The following is an 18625-nucleotide window of genomic DNA, read 5'->3' on the forward strand; positions in this document are numbered from 1 at the left end:
CCGTCAGATCAGGAATTCCGACAGGATCTGGTCGTTCGTTGTGTCACGGTAGGTGAAGCCTGCGGCATCCATACGCTCGAACAACCCCTTGAAATTGCGCGCGTCCTTCGTCTCGATCCCGATCAGCACCGATCCGAAGTTGCGCGCCGATTTCTTGAGGTATTCGAACCGGGTGATGTCATCCTCGGGCCCCAGCGTGTCCAAGAAATCGCGCAGCGCGCCCGGGCGCTGCGGCAGGCGCAGGATCAGGTACTTCTTGACCCCGGAGTAGCGCTGCGCCCGTTCGCGGACCTCGGGCAGCCGTTCGAAATCGAAGTTCCCGCCCGAGGTGATGCAGACCACGCGCTGGCCCCGGATCTCCTCGACGATGTCGCCCAGCGCGTCGACCGACAGGGCGCCGGCCGGTTCCAGCACGATCCCCTCGAGGTTCAGCATCCGCACCATGGTGGTGCAGATGCGGTCCTCGGGCGCGGTCAGCACGTCGCCGGGCGCGGTGGTTTGCAGCACCTCCCACGGCGCCGCGCCGATCCGCGCCACCGCGGCGCCGTCCACGAAGCTGTCGACCTTGTTCAGCGTCACGGGCGCCCCGGCCTCGACCGCCGCGGTCAGGCTGGCGCCGCCGGCCGGTTCGACGAAGGTGATCGGCATGTCGGGGCCGAAATACCGGCGCACCCCCGCGGCCAGCCCGCCGCCACCCACCGGCAGCACGATCCGTTGCGGGATGCCTGCCTGCGCCTCGATCTCGGCCGCGACGGTGGCCTGGCCCTCGATCACGTCGGCGTCGTCGAAGGGTGCCAGGAAATGCCCGCCGCTCTGGCGGCAGAACGCCTGCGCCTCGGCCAGCGTGTCGTCGAAATAGTCGCCGATCAGCCGGATCTCGATGAACGCGCCACCGAACATGCGGGTCTTGTCGATCTTCTGCTGCGGCGTGGTCACCGGCATGAACACCACGCCCGGCACCCCGAATTCCCGGCACATGTAGGCCATGCCCTGCGCATGGTTCCCGGCGCTGGCGCAAACGAAGCTCTTGGCGCCCCGCACCTTGCGCATCGCGTTGAAGGCCCCGCGCAGCTTGTAGCTGCGCACCGGGCTCAGGTCCTCGCGCTTGAGCCAGATATCGGCGTCATAGAGCGCCGAAAGGTGTTCGTTGCGCTGGCACGGCGTTTCGGGAAACACGGCGCGCATCGCCTTGGCGGCCGCACGGGCAAGGGTCTGAAAATCGTCCATGGGCCAGCAATGGCCTGCCGTCAGTGCCGGTTCAAGCGTCCAATGCCGCATTCACGCCAGATTCAACGCTATATCATCCGGAAACGGAGGATTTTGACATGAAGACCAAGACGATCCTGTTCGCCTCGATCGCCGGTGCCGGGCTGCTGCTGTCGCCGCTGGCCCCGCAGATCCCCGGCGTCGGCGTCGGAGCCGCTTTCGCGAAGAGCGATGGCGGCGGCAACGGCGGCGGAAATGGCAACGGAGGTGGCAACGGAAACGGCGGCGGCAATGGCAATGGCAATGGCAATGCCGGAGGCAACGGAAAAGGTGGTGGAAACGGCAAGGGCAACAGCGCGAACGCCGGCGGAAAAGGCAACGGAAACGGCAAGAACGCGATCGAAGGGTTCTTTGGCGGTCTGCTGGGCAAGGACAAGTCCCGTGGTCATGGGGCCTCGGGCAAGTCGAAAAACAGCAGCTCGACCCGCAGCGCGATCTCGACCTCGCCCCGGCCGCCCGAGTCGCCCAAGTCCAAGCAGGGCAAGATCGCGTCCGAGCTGAAGGGCCTGAACGCCGCCCACGCCAGCGCGACCGCCTTTGCCAATGCCGCGTCGAACAGCCGGGTCGGTCAGATCGCCGCCTATGCCGCTGCGGCCGAGGCCGTCGGCACCCAGCGGGACGGGCTGGCCATCGCGCTTGCCGAATTCGCCGACGCGGTCACGACCCAAGAGGCGCTGGACGGTGAGGTCTCCCGCATCGAAGCCGAGATCGCCGAGGCCAAGGCCGCCGAAACGGTCGATGGCGCCGCCGTTGCCGCGCTCGAGGCGCAGCTTGCCGACGCGGTCGAAGCCGCCGAGACCAACGGCGAAGCGCTCGCCGGTCTCGAAGCCGAAATCGCAGAGCGCGAGGCCGAAATCGCGGCGACCGAGATCGCCCGCGACGACGCCTTTGCCGCCGCCTCCGACGGCCGATCCATTGACGACCTGTCGCCCGAGGCGCGTGAAGCCTTTGACGGCATGATCGAAGGCAAGGCCCCCGCACCGGAGCCGGAGATCGCGGAAGAAGCCATCGAGATGACCGAGGTCGAAACCGAAGAAGCCGAGGAAACGGCCGAAATCGTGGTCCTGGAATGATGTGAACCCCCGGCAAGAGCGCCCCTGCCGGGGCGCGCCCTTGTCGCGGCGTGAAAAAAGCGTTACCCGCCGGGCGTTCCATACGTCAGGAGTCACCATGTCCGCGCCCAAGAAAGTCGTGCTTGCCTATTCCGGCGGTCTCGACACCTCGATCATCCTGAAATGGCTTCAGACCGAATACGGTTGCGAGGTCGTGACCTTCACCGCCGACCTCGGCCAGGGCGAGGAGCTGGAGCCGGCCCGCGAGAAGGCCGAGCTGCTGGGGATCAAGCCCGGGAACATTTACATCGAGGACGTGCGCGAGGAGTTCGTCCGCGACTTCGTCTTCCCGATGTTCCGCGCCAACGCGGTCTACGAGGGGCTGTACCTGCTGGGCACCTCGATCGCGCGCCCGCTGATCTCGAAGCGGCTGGTCGAGATCGCGGCCGAAACCGGCGCCGACGCCGTGGCGCACGGCGCCACCGGCAAGGGCAACGACCAGGTCCGGTTCGAACTGGCGGCCTATGCGCTGAACCCCGACATCAAGGTGATCGCGCCCTGGCGGCTGTGGGACCTGACCTCGCGCACCAAGCTGATCGACTTTGCCGAGAAGAACCAGATCCCGATCGCCAAGGACAAGCGCGGCGAGGCGCCGTTCTCGGTCGATGCGAACCTGCTGCACACCTCGTCCGAGGGCAAGGTGCTGGAAAACCCGGCCGAGGAAGCGCCCGACTACGTCTACCAGCGTACCGACGACCCGGTCAGCGCGCCGGATCAGCCGGAATACATCGAGATCACCTTTGAAAAGGGCGACGCGGTCGCGATTAACGGGGTCGAGATGAGCCCGGCGACCGTGCTGACCGAGCTGAACGCCTACGGCAAGCGCCACGGGATCGGCCGCCTCGATTTCGTCGAGAACCGGTTCGTCGGCATGAAGTCCCGCGGCATCTATGAAACGCCGGGCGGCACCATCCTGCTGGAAGCGCACCGCGGGATCGAGCAGATCACGCTGGACAGCGGGGCCGGCCACCTGAAGGATTCGATCATGCCGCGCTACGCGGAACTGATCTACAACGGCTTCTGGTTCTCGCCCGAGCGCGAGATGCTGCAGGCGCTGATCGACAAGAGCCAGGAACACGTCTCGGGCACCGTCCGCGTCATGCTGTTCAAGGGCTCGGCCCGGACCGTGGCCCGCTGGTCGGACGCCTCGCTCTACTCCGAAGCGCACGTGACCTTCGAGGAAGACGCCGGCGCCTACGACCAGAAGGACGCGCAGGGCTTCATCCAGCTGAACGCGCTGCGGCTCAAGCTGCTGGCCGCACGGAAGCGCCGCCTGTCGAAGTGATTATCGCCAGCGTTAGACACGAAAGGGCGCCCAAGGGCGCCCTTTTTGTTTCAGCTGAATGCCGCGTCCGGAGGGCCCTATCCCGCCTTCCGAAGCTCCGGCGCGACCTTGGTGCCCAGCACCTCGATCGCCTTCAGCATCTCCTTGTGGTCGATGATCCCGATCGCCATCTGCAGGCACACCCGGTCAAAGCCAAGGTCCTCCTTCAGCCCGAGGATCTTGTCGACCAGTTGCGCGGGCGAACCGACGAACATCGCCCCCTCGGGCGCGATCGAGGCATCGTATTGCGCCCGGCTCTGCGGCGGCCATCCGCGTTCGCGGCCGATCTGGTCCATCACGGCCTTCTGCGCCGGGAAGAAGAGGTCGGCCGCCCGCTGGCTGTCCTCTCCGACGAAGCCGTGCACGTTCAGGGACACGCGCGCCTTGTCGGCGTTGCCCGCCTGCGCCGCGGCCCGGCGGTAGAGGTCCGCCATCGGCGCGAACCGCCGCGGCTGGCCGCCGATGATCGCCAGCGCCATCGGCAGGCCCAGCATCCCCGCGCGCACCGCCGATTGCGGCGTACCGCCCACAGCGATCCAGACCGGCATGTCGCCGACCGGCCGCGGATAGACACCCAGGCCGTTCACCGTCGGCGTCGCCTTGGTGCCGGGCCAGACCAGCTCCTCCTTCTCGCGGATCGCCAGCAGCATCTGAAGCTTGTCCTCGAAAAGCTCGTCGTAATCCTTGAGGTCATAGCCGAAGAGCGGAAAGCTCTCGATGAACGACCCGCGGCCCACCATCAGCTCGGCCCGACCCCCGGTCAGGTTGTCGAGCGTGGCATATTGCTGGAACACCCGGATCGGATCGTCCGAGGACAGCACCGACACGGCCGAGGTCAGGCGGATGTTCCTGGTCGTCCGCGCCGCCCCGGCCAACGTGACCGGCGGGGACGAGATCGCGTAGTTCGGGCGATGGTGTTCACCCAGCCCGAAGACGTCGAGCCCGACCTGGTCGGCCAGCTCGATCTCTTCCATCAGGTTGGTCAGGCGGCTGTGCCAGTCAAAGCTGACGCCGCTGGCCGGATCCTTGCCGACATCCCCGAACGTGTAGAGTCCGACTTCCATTCATGCCTCCGTTTGCTGGGCCAGAGACTAGGGCGGCAGCGGCGAAGACAACAGCGGATCCGGCGCACAGCGGCTGTGCGGCCGCCGGCAAGGAAAAGGGCCGGCCCAAGGGACCGGCCCGGGCGACCCGAGGGTCTGGCCGCCGCGTTTCCGTGTTGGACTACTGGGCGGTGATCGTGGTCATCACCAGCTTGCCGTCCGGCTTGATCGGCCCGTCCTCGGTGGCGCCCAGCGTGTATTCGAAGACGCCGGTCTTCATGCCGCCCTCCTCGGAATGGATCATCAGCATCAGCATGTCACCGGACGCGACCTCTTCGGTCAGGATCGCCGCGACATCCATGTTCTCGCCCGCGCGCAACGGTGCATAGCCGACGACCGGGCCGGGCTTCATCTCGGCGTCGGTGCGGTGCACGACCATCCAGCCGTTCGCCGGGGCCATGATCTTGGCCGCGCTAACGATGCCGTTCGACACGTCCTGGTCCATCGCCTCGACCATCGACATGCTGTGGTTGTCGGCCAGCGCCATGCCGGCGGTCAGCGTTGCGGCTGCGGTGATTGCAAAAAGCTTCATCGTTTTCTCCCGTTGGGTATCGACCGGGTTTGGCCGGGTGATGCGGGGATCCACGGGGTTCGGTGCGGATGAGTTTCATCGGCGCCTGTCGCAGCACCCCGGCGGCGCCGCAAAATGGGCTGGCGCATGGCGCCAGCCCAGGTGCCTTCCCCCGCCAGATCTATGGGCGCATAGCCCCTCTCAAGCGCACGCGCGGTCTGGCTTCTTCATGCCGAAACGGCTGCACTCATCACCCACGCAGGCACGGGTGAGGGCCCGGACGCTGCGGTACTTCGCAGTCACGTCACACGCATAGGGAGAGTTTCACACTTTTTCAGATTTTTAGGCGTCGGGCGTGGAGATGCTCGTAATAGGGCATCGCGGCATCGGCCAGCGCCTCGGCCCGGCCGTCCAGGTGCGGCAACCCGCCCTCGGCCCCGGCAAAGCCGGTTGACCGGTGCACCGCGTCATACCAGTGCGGCGCCCAGACCCCGTCGATGGCGCGCGCACCGGCGGGCCAGGACAGCACCGCCGGATCCCAGTCGAGACCGATGGCCTCGCACAGCGCGCGCAGCAACCCCTCGGGGTTTGCGCGGATGTCGGTCGCGTCGATCACCACCGGGCTGTCGCCCTCGGCCGCGGCCAGGTCGTGCAGTTCGGCCTGCTGGACAAAGCCAATGTCCTCGAGTTCTGGGTTCTCGAACCGGGCCGAGAAGCTGGCCACCACCCGTGCCGGATGGCGGATGAGGAACACGTTGGTCATGCCGCCGATCCACTGCCGGCGGATGCCGGGCAGCATGTGCTGCGCCATGTGCTTGTGCCAGACGTGGCGCGCCCCGCCGGGGATCGGGCCGGTCAGGGCGTCGATGACGGTGTCCGGGTCCTGCGGCTGCGCGGTCAGGATGACGTCGTCCATCGGGTGCCGTTTGCCGGTGCGGGCCAGGTAGGCGGCGTAGAAGGGTTCGTCCAATGCGGTGAAATCGGCCCTGTTCTCAAAGGCGTACATCATCGCCGTCGACAGGTTGCGTGGCCCGGACCAGCAGGCGATTTTCATGGCGGGGCTCCCTTCGCGACGTGACCGGGCGCAGTGCGCCCTCAAACTCGCGTGATACTGCGTGCTTTCCATTTGGGGAAGCCGAAGCTTCTGCGATGCTGCCCCGCATCGAGAGGAGGACCCCATGACGCACCGTTCCGGGCTGTTCCCGGCCCTTGTCGCCGCCCTGCTGGCCCTTGCCATACCCGCCGCCACCCGCGCGCAGGAGGCGGTGCTGACCGTCGCCGGCGGCTGTTTCTGGTGTGTCGAGGCCGATTTCGAATCCGTCTCGGGCGTGCGCGAGGTGGTGTCGGGCTATACCGGTGGCGACGTCGCCAACCCGACCTACAAGCAGGTCACCGCCGGGGGCACCGGGCATTACGAGGCGGTGCAGATCTTTTACAACCCCGCCCGGCTCGACCGGGAAACGCTGCTGCGGCTGTTCTTCCGTTCGGTCGATCCGACCGATGCAGGCGGGCAGTTCTGTGACCGGGGCGCCAGCTATCGCACCGCGATCTTCGTGGCGAGCGAGGCGGAACAGCGCGAAGCCGAGGCCGCGAAGGCCCAGGCGGAACGCGCGCTTGGCCAGAAGGTGGTGACCCCGATCCTGCGGGCCCAGCCGTTCTACCGGGCCGAGGACTATCACCAGGACTACTACCGGGGGACCAAGCTGATCCTGACCCGGTTCGGGCCAAAACGGCAGGCCGAGGCCTACAAGGCCTATCGCAAGGCCTGCGGCCGGGACGCGCGGATCAAGGCGCTCTGGGGCGACGCCGCGCCTTTCGTCAACTAGGCTGCCAGCCCTCGACCTCGGCCCGCGTCGGCACCGCGTCCGCCGCACCCCGGCGGGTGACCTTGAGCGCCGCGGCCCTGGCCGCCAGCGTGATCGCCCCTGCCATGTCGGCCCCGGAATCGAGCCCGGCCATCAGGTAGCCGGTAAAGGTGTCGCCCGCGCCGACGGTGTCCACGGGATCGACGCGGACGGCCGGAAAATCCCGCGTTTTGCCCGTGTTCGTGTCGATCCAGCGCACGCCTTCGGCCCCGCGGGTGATGACCACGTCCCCGACGGGCAGGTCGCCGGGGGCGATGCCCGTCGCCTCTTCCAGCTGCGCCGCCTCGACCGCGTTCAGCACCAGCATGTCGGTCACGTCGAGCATCGCGGCCACCGCCTCAGCCTCGAACGGGGCAGCGGCATAGATCACCCGCAGGCCGTTGGCGCGGGCCAGATCGGCCGCCTCGCGCTGCAGGCTGGTTTCGTTCTGGGTGACAAAGATGTCGCCCGCCGCGGCCCCGCCCAGCGCGGCCTCGACCTGCGCCAGCGCGATCTCGCGGTTCGCGCCGGGAAAGATGGTGATCTGGTTCTCGCCCGCGGCATCGACGTAGATGATCGCGTGACCCGACGGGCCGTCGCCCTCGGCCAGGTGCGCGATCCCCACGCCATAGCCCGCGATCCGGTCCCGCATCCAGCCGCCGTCCGGCCCGATGCGCCCGATCAGTTCCACCCGGGCACCGGCCCGCGCGGCGGCCACCGCCATGTTGGTGCCCTTGCCGCCCAGCCCGCGGGCATAGTCGTGCGCCGCCAGCGTCTCGCCCGGCGCGGGCAGGTGCGGCAGGCGATAGACGTGGTCGGCATTGACCGAGCCCAGGCACCAGACGGTCATCAGCCCACCTTGCAGGCGGCGAGGATCGCCATGTTCAGGATGTCGTTGACCTTGGACCCGGTCGAACAGATCTGGATCGGGCTTTCGACGCCCGACAGGATCGGCCCGATCACCGTCGCCCCCGCCATTTCCTGCATCAGTTTGACACTGATGCTGGCCGAATGGCGGGCCGGAACGACAAGGATGTTCGCCGGGCCGGTCAGGCGCGAGAACGGGAAGTGCTTGGCCGCCTCCACGTTCAGCGCCACGTCGACCGTCATCTCGCCCTCGAACTCGAAATCGACGCCGCGATCCTCGAGCACGCTGGGGGCGATGTGCATCTTTTCGGCCCGCTCGGACACCGGGTAGCCGAATGTCGAGAAGCTGACGAAGGCCACCCGCGGCTCGAGCCCGAGGTCCCGCGCGACCGAAGCGCCGCGCTCGGCGATAGTGGCAAGGTCGTTCTCATCCGGCCATTCGTGCACCAGCGTGTCGCCGATCAGCACGATCCGCCCCTTGTGCAGCAGCGCGGTGATGCCCGCCGCCCCGTGCGCGGCGTCGGCGTCAAAGACGTGGTTCACCAGCTCCATTACGTGGGCCGACTTCCGCGTCGCGCCGGTGACAAGGCCATCGCCCACCCCGTGCGCCAGCAGCAGCGCGCTGAACACGTGCCGGTCCCGTGCCGCCATGCGATGAATGTCGATCCGGTCGAACCCCTTCCGCTGCAGCCGGCGATAGAGGAACTCCTTGTAGGTCTCGAGGTGCGGGGTATTGGCCGCGTTCAGGATCTGCAGATCGCTGACCGCGTCTCCCATGCCGGCCGCTTCCAGCTTGGTCTTCACGTCGGCCTCGCGGCCCACGACGATGGCATCGCCATAGCCGTTCCGCTGGTACATCACCGCGGCGCGCAGCACGCGCGGATCGTCGCCCTCGGCAAAGATCATCCGTGCCTGGGCCCGCCGCGCCCGCGCGGCGATGCCGCGCAGGATGCTGGCCGTCGGGTCCATCCGGGACTTCAGGCTCAGCTCGTAGGCGTCCATGTCGATGATCGGCCGCCGCGCCGCGCCGGTTTCCATGCCCGCCCGCGCCACCGCCGGCGGGATGGTGTGGATCAGCCGCGGGTCGAAGGGCGTCGGGATGATGTAATCCCGCCCGAAGGTCAGCGTCGTGCCATAGGCCAGCGCGACCTCGTCCGGCACATCCTCGCGCGCCAGCGCCGCCAGCGCCTCGGCGCAGGCGATCTTCATCTCGTCGTTGATCGCACGGGCATGGATGTCGAGCGCGCCGCGGAAGAGATAGGGAAAGCCAAGGACGTTGTTCACCTGGTTGGGGTAGTCGGAGCGCCCCGTCGCGACGATGGCATCCTCGCGGATCTCGTGCGCCTCTTCCGGCGTGATCTCGGGATCGGGGTTCGCCATGGCAAAGATCACCGGGTCCGGCCCCATGCTCTCGACCATCTTCGCTGTCACCGCGCCCTTGACCGACACGCCCAGGAAGACGTCGGCATCCACCATCGCCTCTTCCAGCGTGCGCAGGTCGGTCTTGACCGCGTGGGCCGATTTCCACTGGTTCATGCCGTCTGTGCGGCCCTGGTAGATCACGCCCTTGGTGTCGCAGACGATGCAGTTCTCGTTCCGCGCGCCCATCCGCTTGAGCAGCTCGATGCAGGCGATCCCCGCGGCACCTGCACCGTTGAGGACGATCTTGCACTCCTCGATCTTCTTCCCGTTCAGGTGCAGCGCGTTGATCAGCCCGGCGGCGCAGATCACGGCGGTGCCGTGCTGGTCGTCGTGGAAGACCGGGATCTCCATCTCTTCCTTCAGCCGCTGCTCGATGATGAAGCACTCGGGCGCCTTGATGTCCTCGAGGTTGATGCCGCCGAAGGTCGGCTCCATCAGCTTCACGGCGTTCACGAAGGCATCCACGTCCGTCGTGTCCAGCTCGATGTCGATCGAGTTCACGTCGGCGAAGCGCTTGAAGAGGACGGCCTTGCCTTCCATCACCGGCTTCGAGGCCAGCGCGCCGAGGTTGCCAAGGCCCAGAACCGCCGTCCCGTTTGAGATCACGGCCACCAGGTTGCCCTTGGTCGTGTAGTCATAGGCGGTTTCGGGGTTCGCCGCGATCGCCTCGCAGGGGACAGCCACGCCGGGCGAATAGGCCAGACTCAGGTCCCGCTGGGTGGTCATCGGCACGGTCGCCGCAATCTCCAGCTTGCCCGGGCTCGGCTCCAGGTGGAATTGAAGCGCTTCCTCCGGTGTGATCCGGCTGCGGCTGCGGGTCATGGCCTTCCTCCCCTTCCAAAGGCTCGGGCGTCTTACACGGGGGCAGCCTGACGCTCAATAGAAACACGCTTTCGCCTTTCGCCGCAGGGCCGGGATTTGTACAGTCCGGCCCCAGAACAAGGGGGCAGCAGTGAACCAGCAGACCGCAGCCGTGACGCCGATGATGGCGCAGTATCTGGAGATCAAGGCGCAGTACCCGGACGCGCTGCTGTTCTACCGGATGGGCGATTTCTACGAGATGTTCTTTGACGACGCGGTCGCGGCGGCCGAGGCGCTGGACATCGCCCTGACCAAACGCGGCAAGCACCTGGGCGAGGATATCCCGATGTGCGGCGTGCCGGTCCACGCGGCCGAGAACTACCTGCTGACGCTGATCCGCAAGGGGTTCCGCGTCGCCGTCGGCGAACAGATGGAAAGCCCGGAAGAGGCGAAGAAGCGCGGGTCGAAATCCGTGGTGATGCGCGATGTGGTCCGCCTGGTCACGCCTGGCACCCTGACCGAGGACAGCCTGCTCGACGCCCGGCGCCACAACTACCTCGCCGCCTATGCCATGGTCCGCGACGCGGGCGCACTGGCCTGGGTCGACATCTCGACCGGGGCCTTCCACGTGATGCCGCTGCCGCCGGTGCGGCTGGGGCCCGAACTCGCCCGGCTGGCCCCCTCCGAGGTGCTGGTGTCCGAGGCGAACGAACGCGATTTTGCCGAAACAGTCTCTGATATCGGCCCCGCACTGACACCGCTGGCGCGCGCCAGCTTCGACAGCACGAACGGCGAAAAGCGGCTGCTGTCGCTCTTCTCGGTCTCCACGCTCGAAGCCTTCGGCAGCTTCTCGCGCCCGGAGCTAGCTGCCATGGGCGCCATCGTCGACTACCTCGAGATCACGCAAAGGGGGAAGCTCCCCCTGCTCCGCCCCCCGGTGCGCGAGGCGGAAGAGCGTGGGATGCAGATCGACGCCGCCACGCGCCGAAACCTCGAACTGACCCATGCGCTGGCGGGTGGCCGGGCCGGATCGCTGCTGGCCACCATCGACCGCACCGTGACCCCCGGCGGGGCCCGGTTGCTGGAACGGCGGCTGTCCAGCCCCTCCCGCGTCGCGCAGGTGATCGAGGATCGGCTGGCCGCGGTGGATTTCGCACTCGACAACAGCCGCCTGACCGCCGACCTGCGCGAGGCGCTGCGCAAGGTGCCCGACCTCGACCGCGCGCTGTCGCGCCTTGCCCTCGACCGCGGCGGCCCGCGCGACCTTGCCGCCATCCGCTCCGGCCTGGCCCAGGCGGAGGATCTGAACGACCTGCTGGCCACATCCGAGCTGCCCGACCTGCTCGCGACCGCCACGCGCGATTTCACCGGGCACGACGACCTTCTCGCGCTGCTCGACGCCGCGCTGGTGGCCGAGCCGCCGCTGCTGGCCCGAGACGGCGGCTTCATCGCGGCAGGCTACGCGCCCGACCTCGATGCCGCGCGCGAGCTGCGGGACGAGGGTAAGGGCGTGATCGCCCGGATGCAGGGGCAGTATGCCGAGATGACCGGCATCACCTCGATGAAGATCAAGCACAACAACGTGCTGGGCTACTTCATCGAGGTCACCGCAACCCATGCCGACAAGATGCTGTCGGAACCGCTCTCCGACACGTTCCGCCACCGGCAGACCACGGCCAACCAGCTTCGCTTCACCACGCCCGAGCTGAGCGAGATCGAGACCCGCATCCACAACGCCGCCGGCGAGGCGCTCGAGATCGAAAAACGTCTCTATGACAGGCTGAAAGCCGAGATCCTCGCCGCCGCCGACCGGATTGCCGCCGCCGCCCGCGCGCTGTCGGAACTGGACCTGGCCGCCGGCCTGGCCACCCTCTCACGCGCGGAAAACTGGACCCGTCCCCGGATCACCACCACCCGCGCACTGGCCATCGAGGGCGGCCGCCATCCGGTGGTCGAGGCGGCACTGACAAAGCAGGGCGCGCCCTTCATCGCCAACGATTGCGACCTGTCCGACGACCCCGCCCGGATCTGGCTGCTGACCGGCCCGAACATGGCCGGCAAGTCAACCTTCCTGCGCCAGAACGCGCTGATCGTGCTGCTGGCCCAGATGGGCAGCCACGTCCCCGCCACCAGCGCCGAGATCGGCATCGTCAGCCAGCTCTTCTCCCGCGTCGGGGCCTCGGACGACCTCGCCCGCGGCCGCTCGACCTTCATGGTCGAGATGGTGGAAACCGCCGCGATCCTGAACCAGGCCGACGCCGCCGCGCTGGTGATCCTCGACGAGATCGGGCGCGGCACCGCCACATACGACGGCCTCTCTATCGCCTGGGCCACGCTCGAACACCTGCACGAGGTGAACGGCTGCCGCGCCCTGTTCGCCACCCACTACCACGAGATGACGGCGCTCGCCGGTAAGCTGACGGGCGTCGACAACGCCACCGTCGCCGTGCGCGAACACGAGGGCGACGTGATCTTCATGCACGAGGTCCGCAAGGGCGCCGCCGATCGCAGCTACGGTGTGCAGGTCGCCCGCCTCGCCGGCCTGCCCGAGGCGGTCGTGGCCCGCGCCCGCGCCATCCTCGACACGCTGGAAAAGGGCGATCGCGAGGGCGGCAAGCCCAAGGCGCTGATCGACGACCTGCCGCTCTTCGCCGCCGCGCCGCCGCCGCAGCCCAAGGCCCCCGCCGCCCTGCCCGCCCACCTGGCGCAGGTCGCGGATCTCCTCGACGGCACCAACCCGGACGAGCTGACGCCGCGCGCCGCGCTCGACCTGCTCTACCAACTGAAAGAGGCGTCCCGCGGCTAGCGGAACGCCCCTCTTCATCTTGCCGAAAAAACTCCGGGGGAGTCGGGCCGCAGGCCCGGCGGGGGCAGCGCCCCATCCCTCAGCCGGGGTTCGACGACACGCCGACCTGTGCCGGACGCAACAGCCGGTCATGCAGCATGAAGCCCTCGGCCGCGACCTGGATGATGTCGCCGGCCTTGGTGTTCGGCACCGGTGCCTCGAACATCGCCTGGTGCACCTTGGGGTCGAACCGGTCGCCGACCTCGGGGGTGATGACCTCGATCCCGTGTTTCTTGAACACGTTCAGAAGCTCGCGCATCGTCAGCTCGATCCCCTCGATCAGGGCCGCGTTCTCCTCGCCCAGGTCCTGCGCCGCCTCGACCGCGCGCTTCATGTTGTCGAACACCGGCAGCATGTCACGGGCGAGCTTCGACCCGCCATAGTTCTCGGCCTCGCGCCGGTCCTTGTCGGCGCGCTTGCGGGCGTTCTCCGCATCCGCCAGGGCGCGCATGAACCGGTCCTTGTACTGGTCCCGCTCGGCCCGCAGCGAGTCGATCTCGACCGCTTCGTCGTCCAGCTCGGCCATCTCGTCGGCATAGGCCTCTTCTTCGGCCGCTTCGATGTCGTCGAGAAAATCGTTCTCTTTCGGCTCTGCCATTCTTCACCTCTCGCTCCGGTCCGAGATCACGCGTCCGACCAGTTGCGCTGTATAATCCACGATGGGCACGATCCGGCCGTAATTGAGCCGTGTGGGCCCGATGACCCCGACCGCGCCGATGATTTTTCGATCCGCGTTCATATAAGGAGAAACCACCAGACTGGAACCCGAAAGTGAGAAAAGTTTGTTCTCGGACCCGATGAAGATCCGGACGCCCTCACCTTCTTCCGTGAGTTCAAGGAACTCCTCGATATCACGTTTCCGTTCGAGGTCGTCAAACAGCTCGCGGATCCGGTCCAGGTCCTCCTCGGGCACCTCCTCGCCCAGCAGATTCGCCCGCCCCCGCACGATCAGCCGTTCATGCCGGTCGCCCATGTGCTCCCATATCGCAAGGCCGTTCTCGACCAGCGCCTGGGCCAGCACGTCGATCTCCTGCCGCCGTGCCGCGATCTCGTTCTGGATCACGCCGCGCAGGTCCGACAGGGTGCGCCCCTCGATCAGGGCATTCAGGAAATTCGCGGCCTCGCGCATCGAGCTGGGCGTCTGGCCGGGCGGAGGGGTGAAGATGCGGTTCTCCACGTGCCCGTCGGCAAAGACCAGCACCACCAGGGCGCGGTCATGGCCGAGGCCCACGAACTCGATATGCTTGATCGGCGCCTCGTGCTTGGGCGCCAGCACCAGCGAGGCGCCGCGCGTCGCGCCCGACAGGGCCGAGCCGATCCGGTCGAGCAGAACGCCGACATCGCCGTCACGGTTGCCGACGGTGGCGTCGATCATCGCGCGGTCGGTGCCTTCGAGGTCGCGCACCTCGAGCAGCCCGTCGACGAACATCCTCAGCCCCTGCTGGGTCGGGATGCGCCCGGCCGAGACATGCGGCGAATTCAGCAGGCCGAGGAATTCGAGGTCCTGCATCACGTTGCGGATGGTGGCGGCGCTGACCTTCTCGCTCATCAGCCGGGTGAGCGTGCGGGATCCGACCGGTTCACCGGATTCCAGATAGCCCTCGACCACCCGGCGGAACACTTCCCGCGAGCGGTCGTTGAGGTCGTCGAGGATCGAGCTCTGCTCAGTCATCGCGCTGGTCCGGACCCTTTGCCTCTCATGGCCGCCCAATTAAAGAGGCCCCTGCTGAAAGGTCAATCGGGCTTGCCATCACTTCGTGGGAGTGTCATCCCGAGCGCATATCAGGAGGAGTCATTTATGCGACCGTCTGGACGTGATTTAAGCGAAATGCGCGCGGTTTCAATCGAGACCGGCGTCACCAAACATGCCGAAGGGTCCTGCATGATCCGCGTCGGCGACACGCACGTCCTGTGCACCGCGACGATCGAAGAGCGGGTGCCCCCGTTCATCAAGGGCTCTGGCCTGGGCTGGGTAACAGCCGAATACGGCATGCTGCCGCGCTCGACCACCAGCCGGATGCGGCGCGAGGCCTCGGCCGGGAAACAGGGCGGCCGCACCGTCGAGATTCAGCGCTTGATCGGCCGCGCCCTGCGCGCCGGCGTCGACCGGGTCGCGCTTGGCGAACGCCAGATCACCATCGACTGCGACGTGATCCAGGCCGACGGCGGAACGCGCTGCGCCTCGATCACCGGGGGCTGGGTCGCGCTGAAACTGGCGGTCAACAAGCTGATGAAGACCGGCGTCGTGATCACCGACCCGCTGGTCGACCCGGTCGCCGCCGTGTCCTGCGGGATCTATGCCGGGCAGCCGGTGCTCGACCTCGATTACCCCGAGGACAGCGAAGCGGGCGTCGACGGCAACTTCATCCTCACCGGATCCGGCCGCCTGATCGAGGTCCAGATGTCCGCCGAGGGCGCGACCTTCTCGCGGGACGAGATGACCCAGCTGCTCGACCTCGCCGACAAGGGCGTGCAGGAGCTGGTGGCCCTGCAGAAAGAGGCGACGCGTGCGTAGGTTCGACGGCAAGCAGCTGGTCCTGGCCAGCCACAACAAGGGCAAGCTGCGCGAGATCGCGGAGCTGCTGAAGCCCTTCGGCATCCAGGTCAGCTCTGCCGCCGATCACGGCCTCGTCGAACCCGCCGAGACCGAAGAGACCTTTGCCGGGAACGCCCGGATCAAGGCTCACTTCGCCGCATCAGAGACGAATTTGCCCGCCCTGTCCGACGACAGCGGCATCTCGGTCGAGGCGCTGAATGGCGCGCCCGGCGTGCACACCGCCGACTGGGCCGAAACCCCGCAAGGCCGCGACTTCGTCATGGCGATGGAAACGCTCTGGACCAAGCTCGAAGAGATCGGTGCCCCTGCCCCGCGCCGGGCCGCGTTCAACTGCACGCTCTGCCTGGCCTGGCCGGATGGCCATGACGAGGTGTTCGAGGGCCGTGTCGAGGGACAGGTGGTCTGGCCGATGCGCGGCGGCCATGGCTTCGGTTTTGATCCGGTCTTCCTGCCCGACGGGGAAACCGAAACCTTTGGCGAGATGGATCCGGCGCGCAAGCATGACATGTCGCACCGCGCGGATGCCTTCCGCAAACTGGTCGATGGCTGCTTCGCCTGATATCCCGCACGAAGACTGGCGCTCCGGCGGCTTCGGCATCTACCTGCACTGGCCGTTCTGCCAGGCGAAATGCCCCTACTGCGATTTCAACAGCCATGTCGTGGCACAGGTCGATCATGCCCGCTGGCAATCCGCCTTCCTTTCGGAAATCGACCGCCATGCCGACCTGGTGCCGGGCCGCGTGGTCAATTCGATCTTCTTCGGCGGCGGCACCCCGTCCCTGATGCCGCCCGCGCTGGTCGGCGCGATCATCGACCGGATCCGCGCCCGATGGCCCATGGCCAACGACGTCGAGATCACGCTCGAGGCCAATCCGACTTCCTCCGAGACCCAGAAGTTCCGCGATTTCGCGCACGCCGGGGTCAACCGCCTGTCCCTCGGCGTGCAGGCGATGAACGACCGCGACCTGCAACGGCTCGGCCGGCTGCACGACCTGGATCAAGCACTGGCCGCGTTCGACATGGCGCGCGAGACGATGGGCCGCGTCAGCTTCGACCTGATCTATGCCCGTCAGGACCAGAGCCTGGACGACTGGCGGGCAGAGCTTGAACGCGCGCTGGCGCTGGCGGTCGATCACATCTCGCTCTACCAGCTCACCATCGAGGACGGCACGGCCTTCGGCGATCGTTTCCGGCGCGGCGGGCTCAAGGGCCTGCCGAGCGACGACCTGTCCGCCGAGCTCTACGCGCTGACGCAGGAGATTGCGGGCGCGGCGGGCTATTCGGCCTACGAGGTGTCGAACCTGGCCCGGCGCGGCGCGGAATCGCTGCACAACCAGGTTTATTGGCGCTACGGCGACTACGTCGGCATCGGCCCGGGGGCCCATGGCCGGCTGACCCTCGGCGGCCATCGCCACGCAACAGAAGCGCCACGCATGCCGGGCGCCTGGCTGGAGGCCGTGGCCAAGGGGCGCGGCGACGCGGGTCCGGATCGATTGGACCGCAGCGAAGAAGCAGAAGAGTTCCTGCTGATGGGCCTTCGGCTGAGCGAGGGGATCGATCTTAACCGGTTCGAGAGGCTGGCCGGCCATCCTCTGCCCCCGGCCCGGATCACCGGGCTGGAGGAAATCGGGATGCTGAAGCGCCAGGACAACCGGATCATCGCGACGACCGAAGGCCGGATGGTCCTGAACTCGGTCCTGGCCGAACTGATGCGGGATGCGTGATGCGTGCGATCTGGGCGATCTGCGGCGGGATCAGCGTGATGCTCGGCGTCATCGGGATCGCCCTGCCGCTCCTGCCGACCGTGCCGTTCCTGCTGCTGGCGGCCTTCTGCTTTGCCCGAAGCAGCGAAAGACTGCATAACTGGCTGATAAATCACGAGAAACTTGGTCCGCCGATCCGTGATTGGCAGGAAAGCGGCGCGATCTCCCTGAAAGCGAAACGCCTCGCGACCCTGTCGGTCGGAGGCGTTTTCCTGATCGCGGTCCTGATCGGGCTCAGGCCCATCCTGCTGCTGATCCAGGGCACCACGCTGGCCCTGGTCATGCTGTTCATCTGGACGCGGCCTAGCGGCCCCCGTTGAGCAGCCGGCAGATCGCGTCGAGGCCTTCGAAATCGGCGTAGCGGATCGTCACCTGCCCCGCCTCGCCGCCCGCGGAATGATCGATCGACACCTTCATGCCTGTTGCCGCCGAGAGGTCGGCCTCGAGCGCCCGGGTGTCGGCGTCCTTCTCGACCGCCGCGCGGGGCGCACGCGGCGCTTCCGGCACCTCGATCTGGCCCTTGGCGAGCTTTTCCGTCTGCCGCACCGACAACCCGTCGCGCACCACCTTGCGGGCCAGTTCGGCCGGGTTCTCGGCCGTGATCAGCGCACGGGCATGGCCCATCGACAGGCGGCCGTCCTTGAGCATCTCCTGCACTTCCTCGGGCAGGTTCAACAGGCGCAGCAGGTTGGCGATGTGGCTGCGGCTCTTGCCAAGCGCCTCGGCCAGTTTCTCCTGCGTATGCCCGAACTTGTCCATCAGCTGGCGATAGCCCGCGGCCTCTTCGACCGGGTTCAGGTCGGCCCGCTGGATGTTCTCGATGATCGCGATCTCGAGGACCTCGACATCGTCGAAGTCGCGCAACACCACCGGCACCTCGTGCAGCTGCGCCATCTGCGCGGCGCGCCAGCGGCGTTCGCCGGCGACGATCTCGTACTCAGCATCGCCGCGCTGTTTCCGGCGAACGATCAGGGGCTGAATGACGCCCTTTTCCTTGATCGAGGCGGCCAGTTCTTCCAGCTGTTCCGGCGTGAACCGGCGGCGCGGCTGGTCCGGGTTCGGGGCAATCGCCTCGATCGGCAGGCGCATGTCGTGGGCGCGCGGGCTGGCGGGGGTGGCGACCCCCTCCTCCGGCGTCACGTCGGCCATCAGCGCCGACAGGCCACGTCCCAGGCCGCGGGGTTTCTTCTTGTCCATCTTCCGTCCCTCC

Annotated in this window: 17 protein-coding genes; 8 read left to right on the plus strand and 9 right to left on the minus strand. The window is 67.4% G+C overall.

The genetic code is table 11. The features are described from left to right. Window positions 1–3: 3 nt before the first annotated feature. On the minus strand, window positions 4–1227 hold the full coding sequence (gene ilvA / locus ACE2AC_RS13525) for a threonine ammonia-lyase IlvA (RefSeq protein ID WP_375687856.1): 1224 nt from the start codon (window positions 1225–1227) through the stop codon (window positions 4–6). A 98-nt stretch (window positions 1228–1325) separates the two neighbouring features. Between ilvA and ACE2AC_RS13530 the strand changes: the two genes are divergently transcribed. Further along, window positions 1326–2339: a hypothetical protein gene (locus tag ACE2AC_RS13530; protein ID WP_375687858.1), complete on the plus strand. Its 1014-nt coding sequence runs from the start codon at window positions 1326–1328 to the stop codon at window positions 2337–2339. 97 nt (window positions 2340–2436) lie between these two features. Then, the gene (locus tag ACE2AC_RS13535) at window positions 2437–3663 is read left to right on the plus strand and encodes an argininosuccinate synthase (RefSeq protein WP_375687860.1); all 1227 of its coding nucleotides are present in this window, start codon (window positions 2437–2439) and stop codon (window positions 3661–3663) included. Between the two features lie 77 nt (window positions 3664–3740). Here ACE2AC_RS13535 and ACE2AC_RS13540 read toward each other — a convergent pair whose 3' ends face one another. The 3 genes from ACE2AC_RS13540 to ACE2AC_RS13550 form a co-directional block, all read right to left on the minus strand. Then, a complete protein-coding gene (locus ACE2AC_RS13540) occupies window positions 3741–4766 on the minus strand; it encodes an LLM class flavin-dependent oxidoreductase (RefSeq protein WP_375687862.1) in 1026 nt (341 codons plus the stop codon). Window positions 4767–4926: 160 nt separating this feature from the next. Next, window positions 4927–5337, minus strand: coding sequence for a hypothetical protein (locus tag ACE2AC_RS13545; protein ID WP_375687864.1), 411 nt, complete (start codon window positions 5335–5337; stop codon window positions 4927–4929). A 313-nt stretch (window positions 5338–5650) separates the two neighbouring features. Further along, a complete protein-coding gene (locus ACE2AC_RS13550) occupies window positions 5651–6370 on the minus strand; it encodes an HAD family hydrolase (RefSeq protein WP_375687866.1) in 720 nt (239 codons plus the stop codon). A gap of 124 nt (window positions 6371–6494) precedes the next feature. Here ACE2AC_RS13550 and msrA point away from each other — a divergent pair, with 124 nt between their 5' ends. Next, a complete protein-coding gene (gene msrA / locus ACE2AC_RS13555; RefSeq protein WP_375687868.1) occupies window positions 6495–7142 on the plus strand; it encodes a peptide-methionine (S)-S-oxide reductase MsrA in 648 nt (215 codons plus the stop codon). Here msrA and ACE2AC_RS13560 read toward each other — a convergent pair. Both ACE2AC_RS13560 and ACE2AC_RS13565 read right to left on the minus strand, forming a co-directional pair. After that, window positions 7135–8010, minus strand: a complete 876-nt coding sequence (locus ACE2AC_RS13560) for a ribokinase (protein ID WP_375687870.1) — start codon at window positions 8008–8010, stop codon at window positions 7135–7137. The two genes, msrA and ACE2AC_RS13560, sit on opposite strands and share 8 nt — an antisense overlap. Continuing rightward, on the minus strand, window positions 8010–10271 hold the full coding sequence (locus ACE2AC_RS13565; protein WP_375687872.1) for an NADP-dependent malic enzyme: 2262 nt from the start codon (window positions 10269–10271) through the stop codon (window positions 8010–8012). Before ACE2AC_RS13565 ends, ACE2AC_RS13560 begins: the two co-directional genes overlap by 1 nt. Before the next feature lie 160 nt (window positions 10272–10431). Between ACE2AC_RS13565 and mutS the strand changes: the two genes are divergently transcribed. Continuing rightward, window positions 10432–13056 (plus strand): DNA mismatch repair protein MutS, encoded by a 2625-nt coding sequence (gene mutS / locus ACE2AC_RS13570; protein WP_375692111.1) that lies wholly within the window; start codon window positions 10432–10434, stop codon window positions 13054–13056. Window positions 13057–13135: 79 nt separating this feature from the next. Here mutS and ACE2AC_RS13575 read toward each other — a convergent pair whose 3' ends face one another. After that, window positions 13136–13693, minus strand: coding sequence for a nucleotide exchange factor GrpE (locus tag ACE2AC_RS13575; RefSeq protein WP_375687874.1), 558 nt, complete (start codon window positions 13691–13693; stop codon window positions 13136–13138). Window positions 13694–13696: 3 nt separating this feature from the next. Continuing rightward, window positions 13697–14767, minus strand: a complete 1071-nt coding sequence (hrcA, locus tag ACE2AC_RS13580; RefSeq protein WP_375687876.1) for a heat-inducible transcriptional repressor HrcA — start codon at window positions 14765–14767, stop codon at window positions 13697–13699. Window positions 14768–14893: 126 nt separating this feature from the next. Between hrcA and rph the strand changes: the two genes are divergently transcribed. Genes rph through ACE2AC_RS13600 form a run of 4 tightly spaced genes read left to right on the plus strand, consistent with a single transcriptional unit; the run spans window position 14894 to window position 17735 of the window. After that, entirely contained in the window at window positions 14894–15610 is a 717-nt protein-coding gene (rph, locus tag ACE2AC_RS13585) for a ribonuclease PH (protein WP_375687878.1), read from the plus strand. After that, the gene (rdgB, locus tag ACE2AC_RS13590) at window positions 15603–16211 is read left to right on the plus strand and encodes an RdgB/HAM1 family non-canonical purine NTP pyrophosphatase (RefSeq protein ID WP_375687880.1); all 609 of its coding nucleotides are present in this window, start codon (window positions 15603–15605) and stop codon (window positions 16209–16211) included. The genes rph and rdgB overlap by 8 nt, the downstream gene beginning before the upstream one ends. After that, window positions 16195–17376 (plus strand): radical SAM family heme chaperone HemW, encoded by a 1182-nt coding sequence (hemW, locus tag ACE2AC_RS13595; RefSeq protein ID WP_375687882.1) that lies wholly within the window; start codon window positions 16195–16197, stop codon window positions 17374–17376. Before rdgB ends, hemW begins: the two co-directional genes overlap by 17 nt. After that, window positions 17376–17735 carry a YbaN family protein gene (locus ACE2AC_RS13600; protein ID WP_375687884.1) on the plus strand — a complete coding sequence of 120 codons (360 nt, stop codon included), beginning with the start codon at window positions 17376–17378 and terminating at the stop codon, window positions 17733–17735. Before hemW ends, ACE2AC_RS13600 begins: the two co-directional genes overlap by 1 nt. On the opposite strand, the gene ACE2AC_RS13605 is transcribed toward ACE2AC_RS13600, so the two are convergent. Beyond that, window positions 17719–18612 carry a ParB/RepB/Spo0J family partition protein gene (locus ACE2AC_RS13605; RefSeq protein WP_375687886.1) on the minus strand — a complete coding sequence of 298 codons (894 nt, stop codon included), beginning with the start codon at window positions 18610–18612 and terminating at the stop codon, window positions 17719–17721. The two genes, ACE2AC_RS13600 and ACE2AC_RS13605, sit on opposite strands and share 17 nt — an antisense overlap. Window positions 18613–18625 lie beyond the last annotated feature (13 nt).

The sequence above is a fragment of the Pseudooceanicola sp. LIPI14-2-Ac024 genome (genome assembly GCF_042188925.1).
In the GTDB taxonomy this organism is placed as follows: domain Bacteria; phylum Pseudomonadota; class Alphaproteobacteria; order Rhodobacterales; family Rhodobacteraceae; genus Pseudooceanicola.

What these genes read in the sequence shown, in the direction of transcription:
- ACE2AC_RS13530 (WP_375687858.1), top strand. Translation starts at nt 1,326, where the DNA reads ATGAAGACCAAGACGATCCTGTTCGCCTCGATCGCCGGTGCCGGGCTG.
- hrcA (WP_375687876.1), bottom strand. Translation starts at nt 14,767, where the DNA reads ATGACTGAGCAGAGCTCGATCCTCGACGACCTCAACGACCGCTCGCGG.
- ACE2AC_RS13550 (WP_375687866.1), bottom strand. Translation starts at nt 6,370, where the DNA reads ATGAAAATCGCCTGCTGGTCCGGGCCACGCAACCTGTCGACGGCGATG.
- ACE2AC_RS13560 (WP_375687870.1), bottom strand. Translation starts at nt 8,010, where the DNA reads ATGACCGTCTGGTGCCTGGGCTCGGTCAATGCCGACCACGTCTATCGC.
- mutS (WP_375692111.1), top strand. Translation starts at nt 10,432, where the DNA reads ATGATGGCGCAGTATCTGGAGATCAAGGCGCAGTACCCGGACGCGCTG.
- msrA (WP_375687868.1), top strand. Translation starts at nt 6,495, where the DNA reads ATGACGCACCGTTCCGGGCTGTTCCCGGCCCTTGTCGCCGCCCTGCTG.
- ACE2AC_RS13540 (WP_375687862.1), bottom strand. Translation starts at nt 4,766, where the DNA reads ATGGAAGTCGGACTCTACACGTTCGGGGATGTCGGCAAGGATCCGGCC.
- rph (WP_375687878.1), top strand. Translation starts at nt 14,894, where the DNA reads ATGCGACCGTCTGGACGTGATTTAAGCGAAATGCGCGCGGTTTCAATC.
- ACE2AC_RS13575 (WP_375687874.1), bottom strand. Translation starts at nt 13,693, where the DNA reads ATGGCAGAGCCGAAAGAGAACGATTTTCTCGACGACATCGAAGCGGCC.
- ACE2AC_RS13545 (WP_375687864.1), bottom strand. Translation starts at nt 5,337, where the DNA reads ATGAAGCTTTTTGCAATCACCGCAGCCGCAACGCTGACCGCCGGCATG.
- ACE2AC_RS13535 (WP_375687860.1), top strand. Translation starts at nt 2,437, where the DNA reads ATGTCCGCGCCCAAGAAAGTCGTGCTTGCCTATTCCGGCGGTCTCGAC.
- hemW (WP_375687882.1), top strand. Translation starts at nt 16,195, where the DNA reads ATGGCTGCTTCGCCTGATATCCCGCACGAAGACTGGCGCTCCGGCGGC.
- ACE2AC_RS13565 (WP_375687872.1), bottom strand. Translation starts at nt 10,271, where the DNA reads ATGACCCGCAGCCGCAGCCGGATCACACCGGAGGAAGCGCTTCAATTC.
- ACE2AC_RS13600 (WP_375687884.1), top strand. Translation starts at nt 17,376, where the DNA reads ATGCGTGCGATCTGGGCGATCTGCGGCGGGATCAGCGTGATGCTCGGC.
- ACE2AC_RS13605 (WP_375687886.1), bottom strand. Translation starts at nt 18,612, where the DNA reads ATGGACAAGAAGAAACCCCGCGGCCTGGGACGTGGCCTGTCGGCGCTG.
- ilvA (WP_375687856.1), bottom strand. Translation starts at nt 1,227, where the DNA reads ATGGACGATTTTCAGACCCTTGCCCGTGCGGCCGCCAAGGCGATGCGC.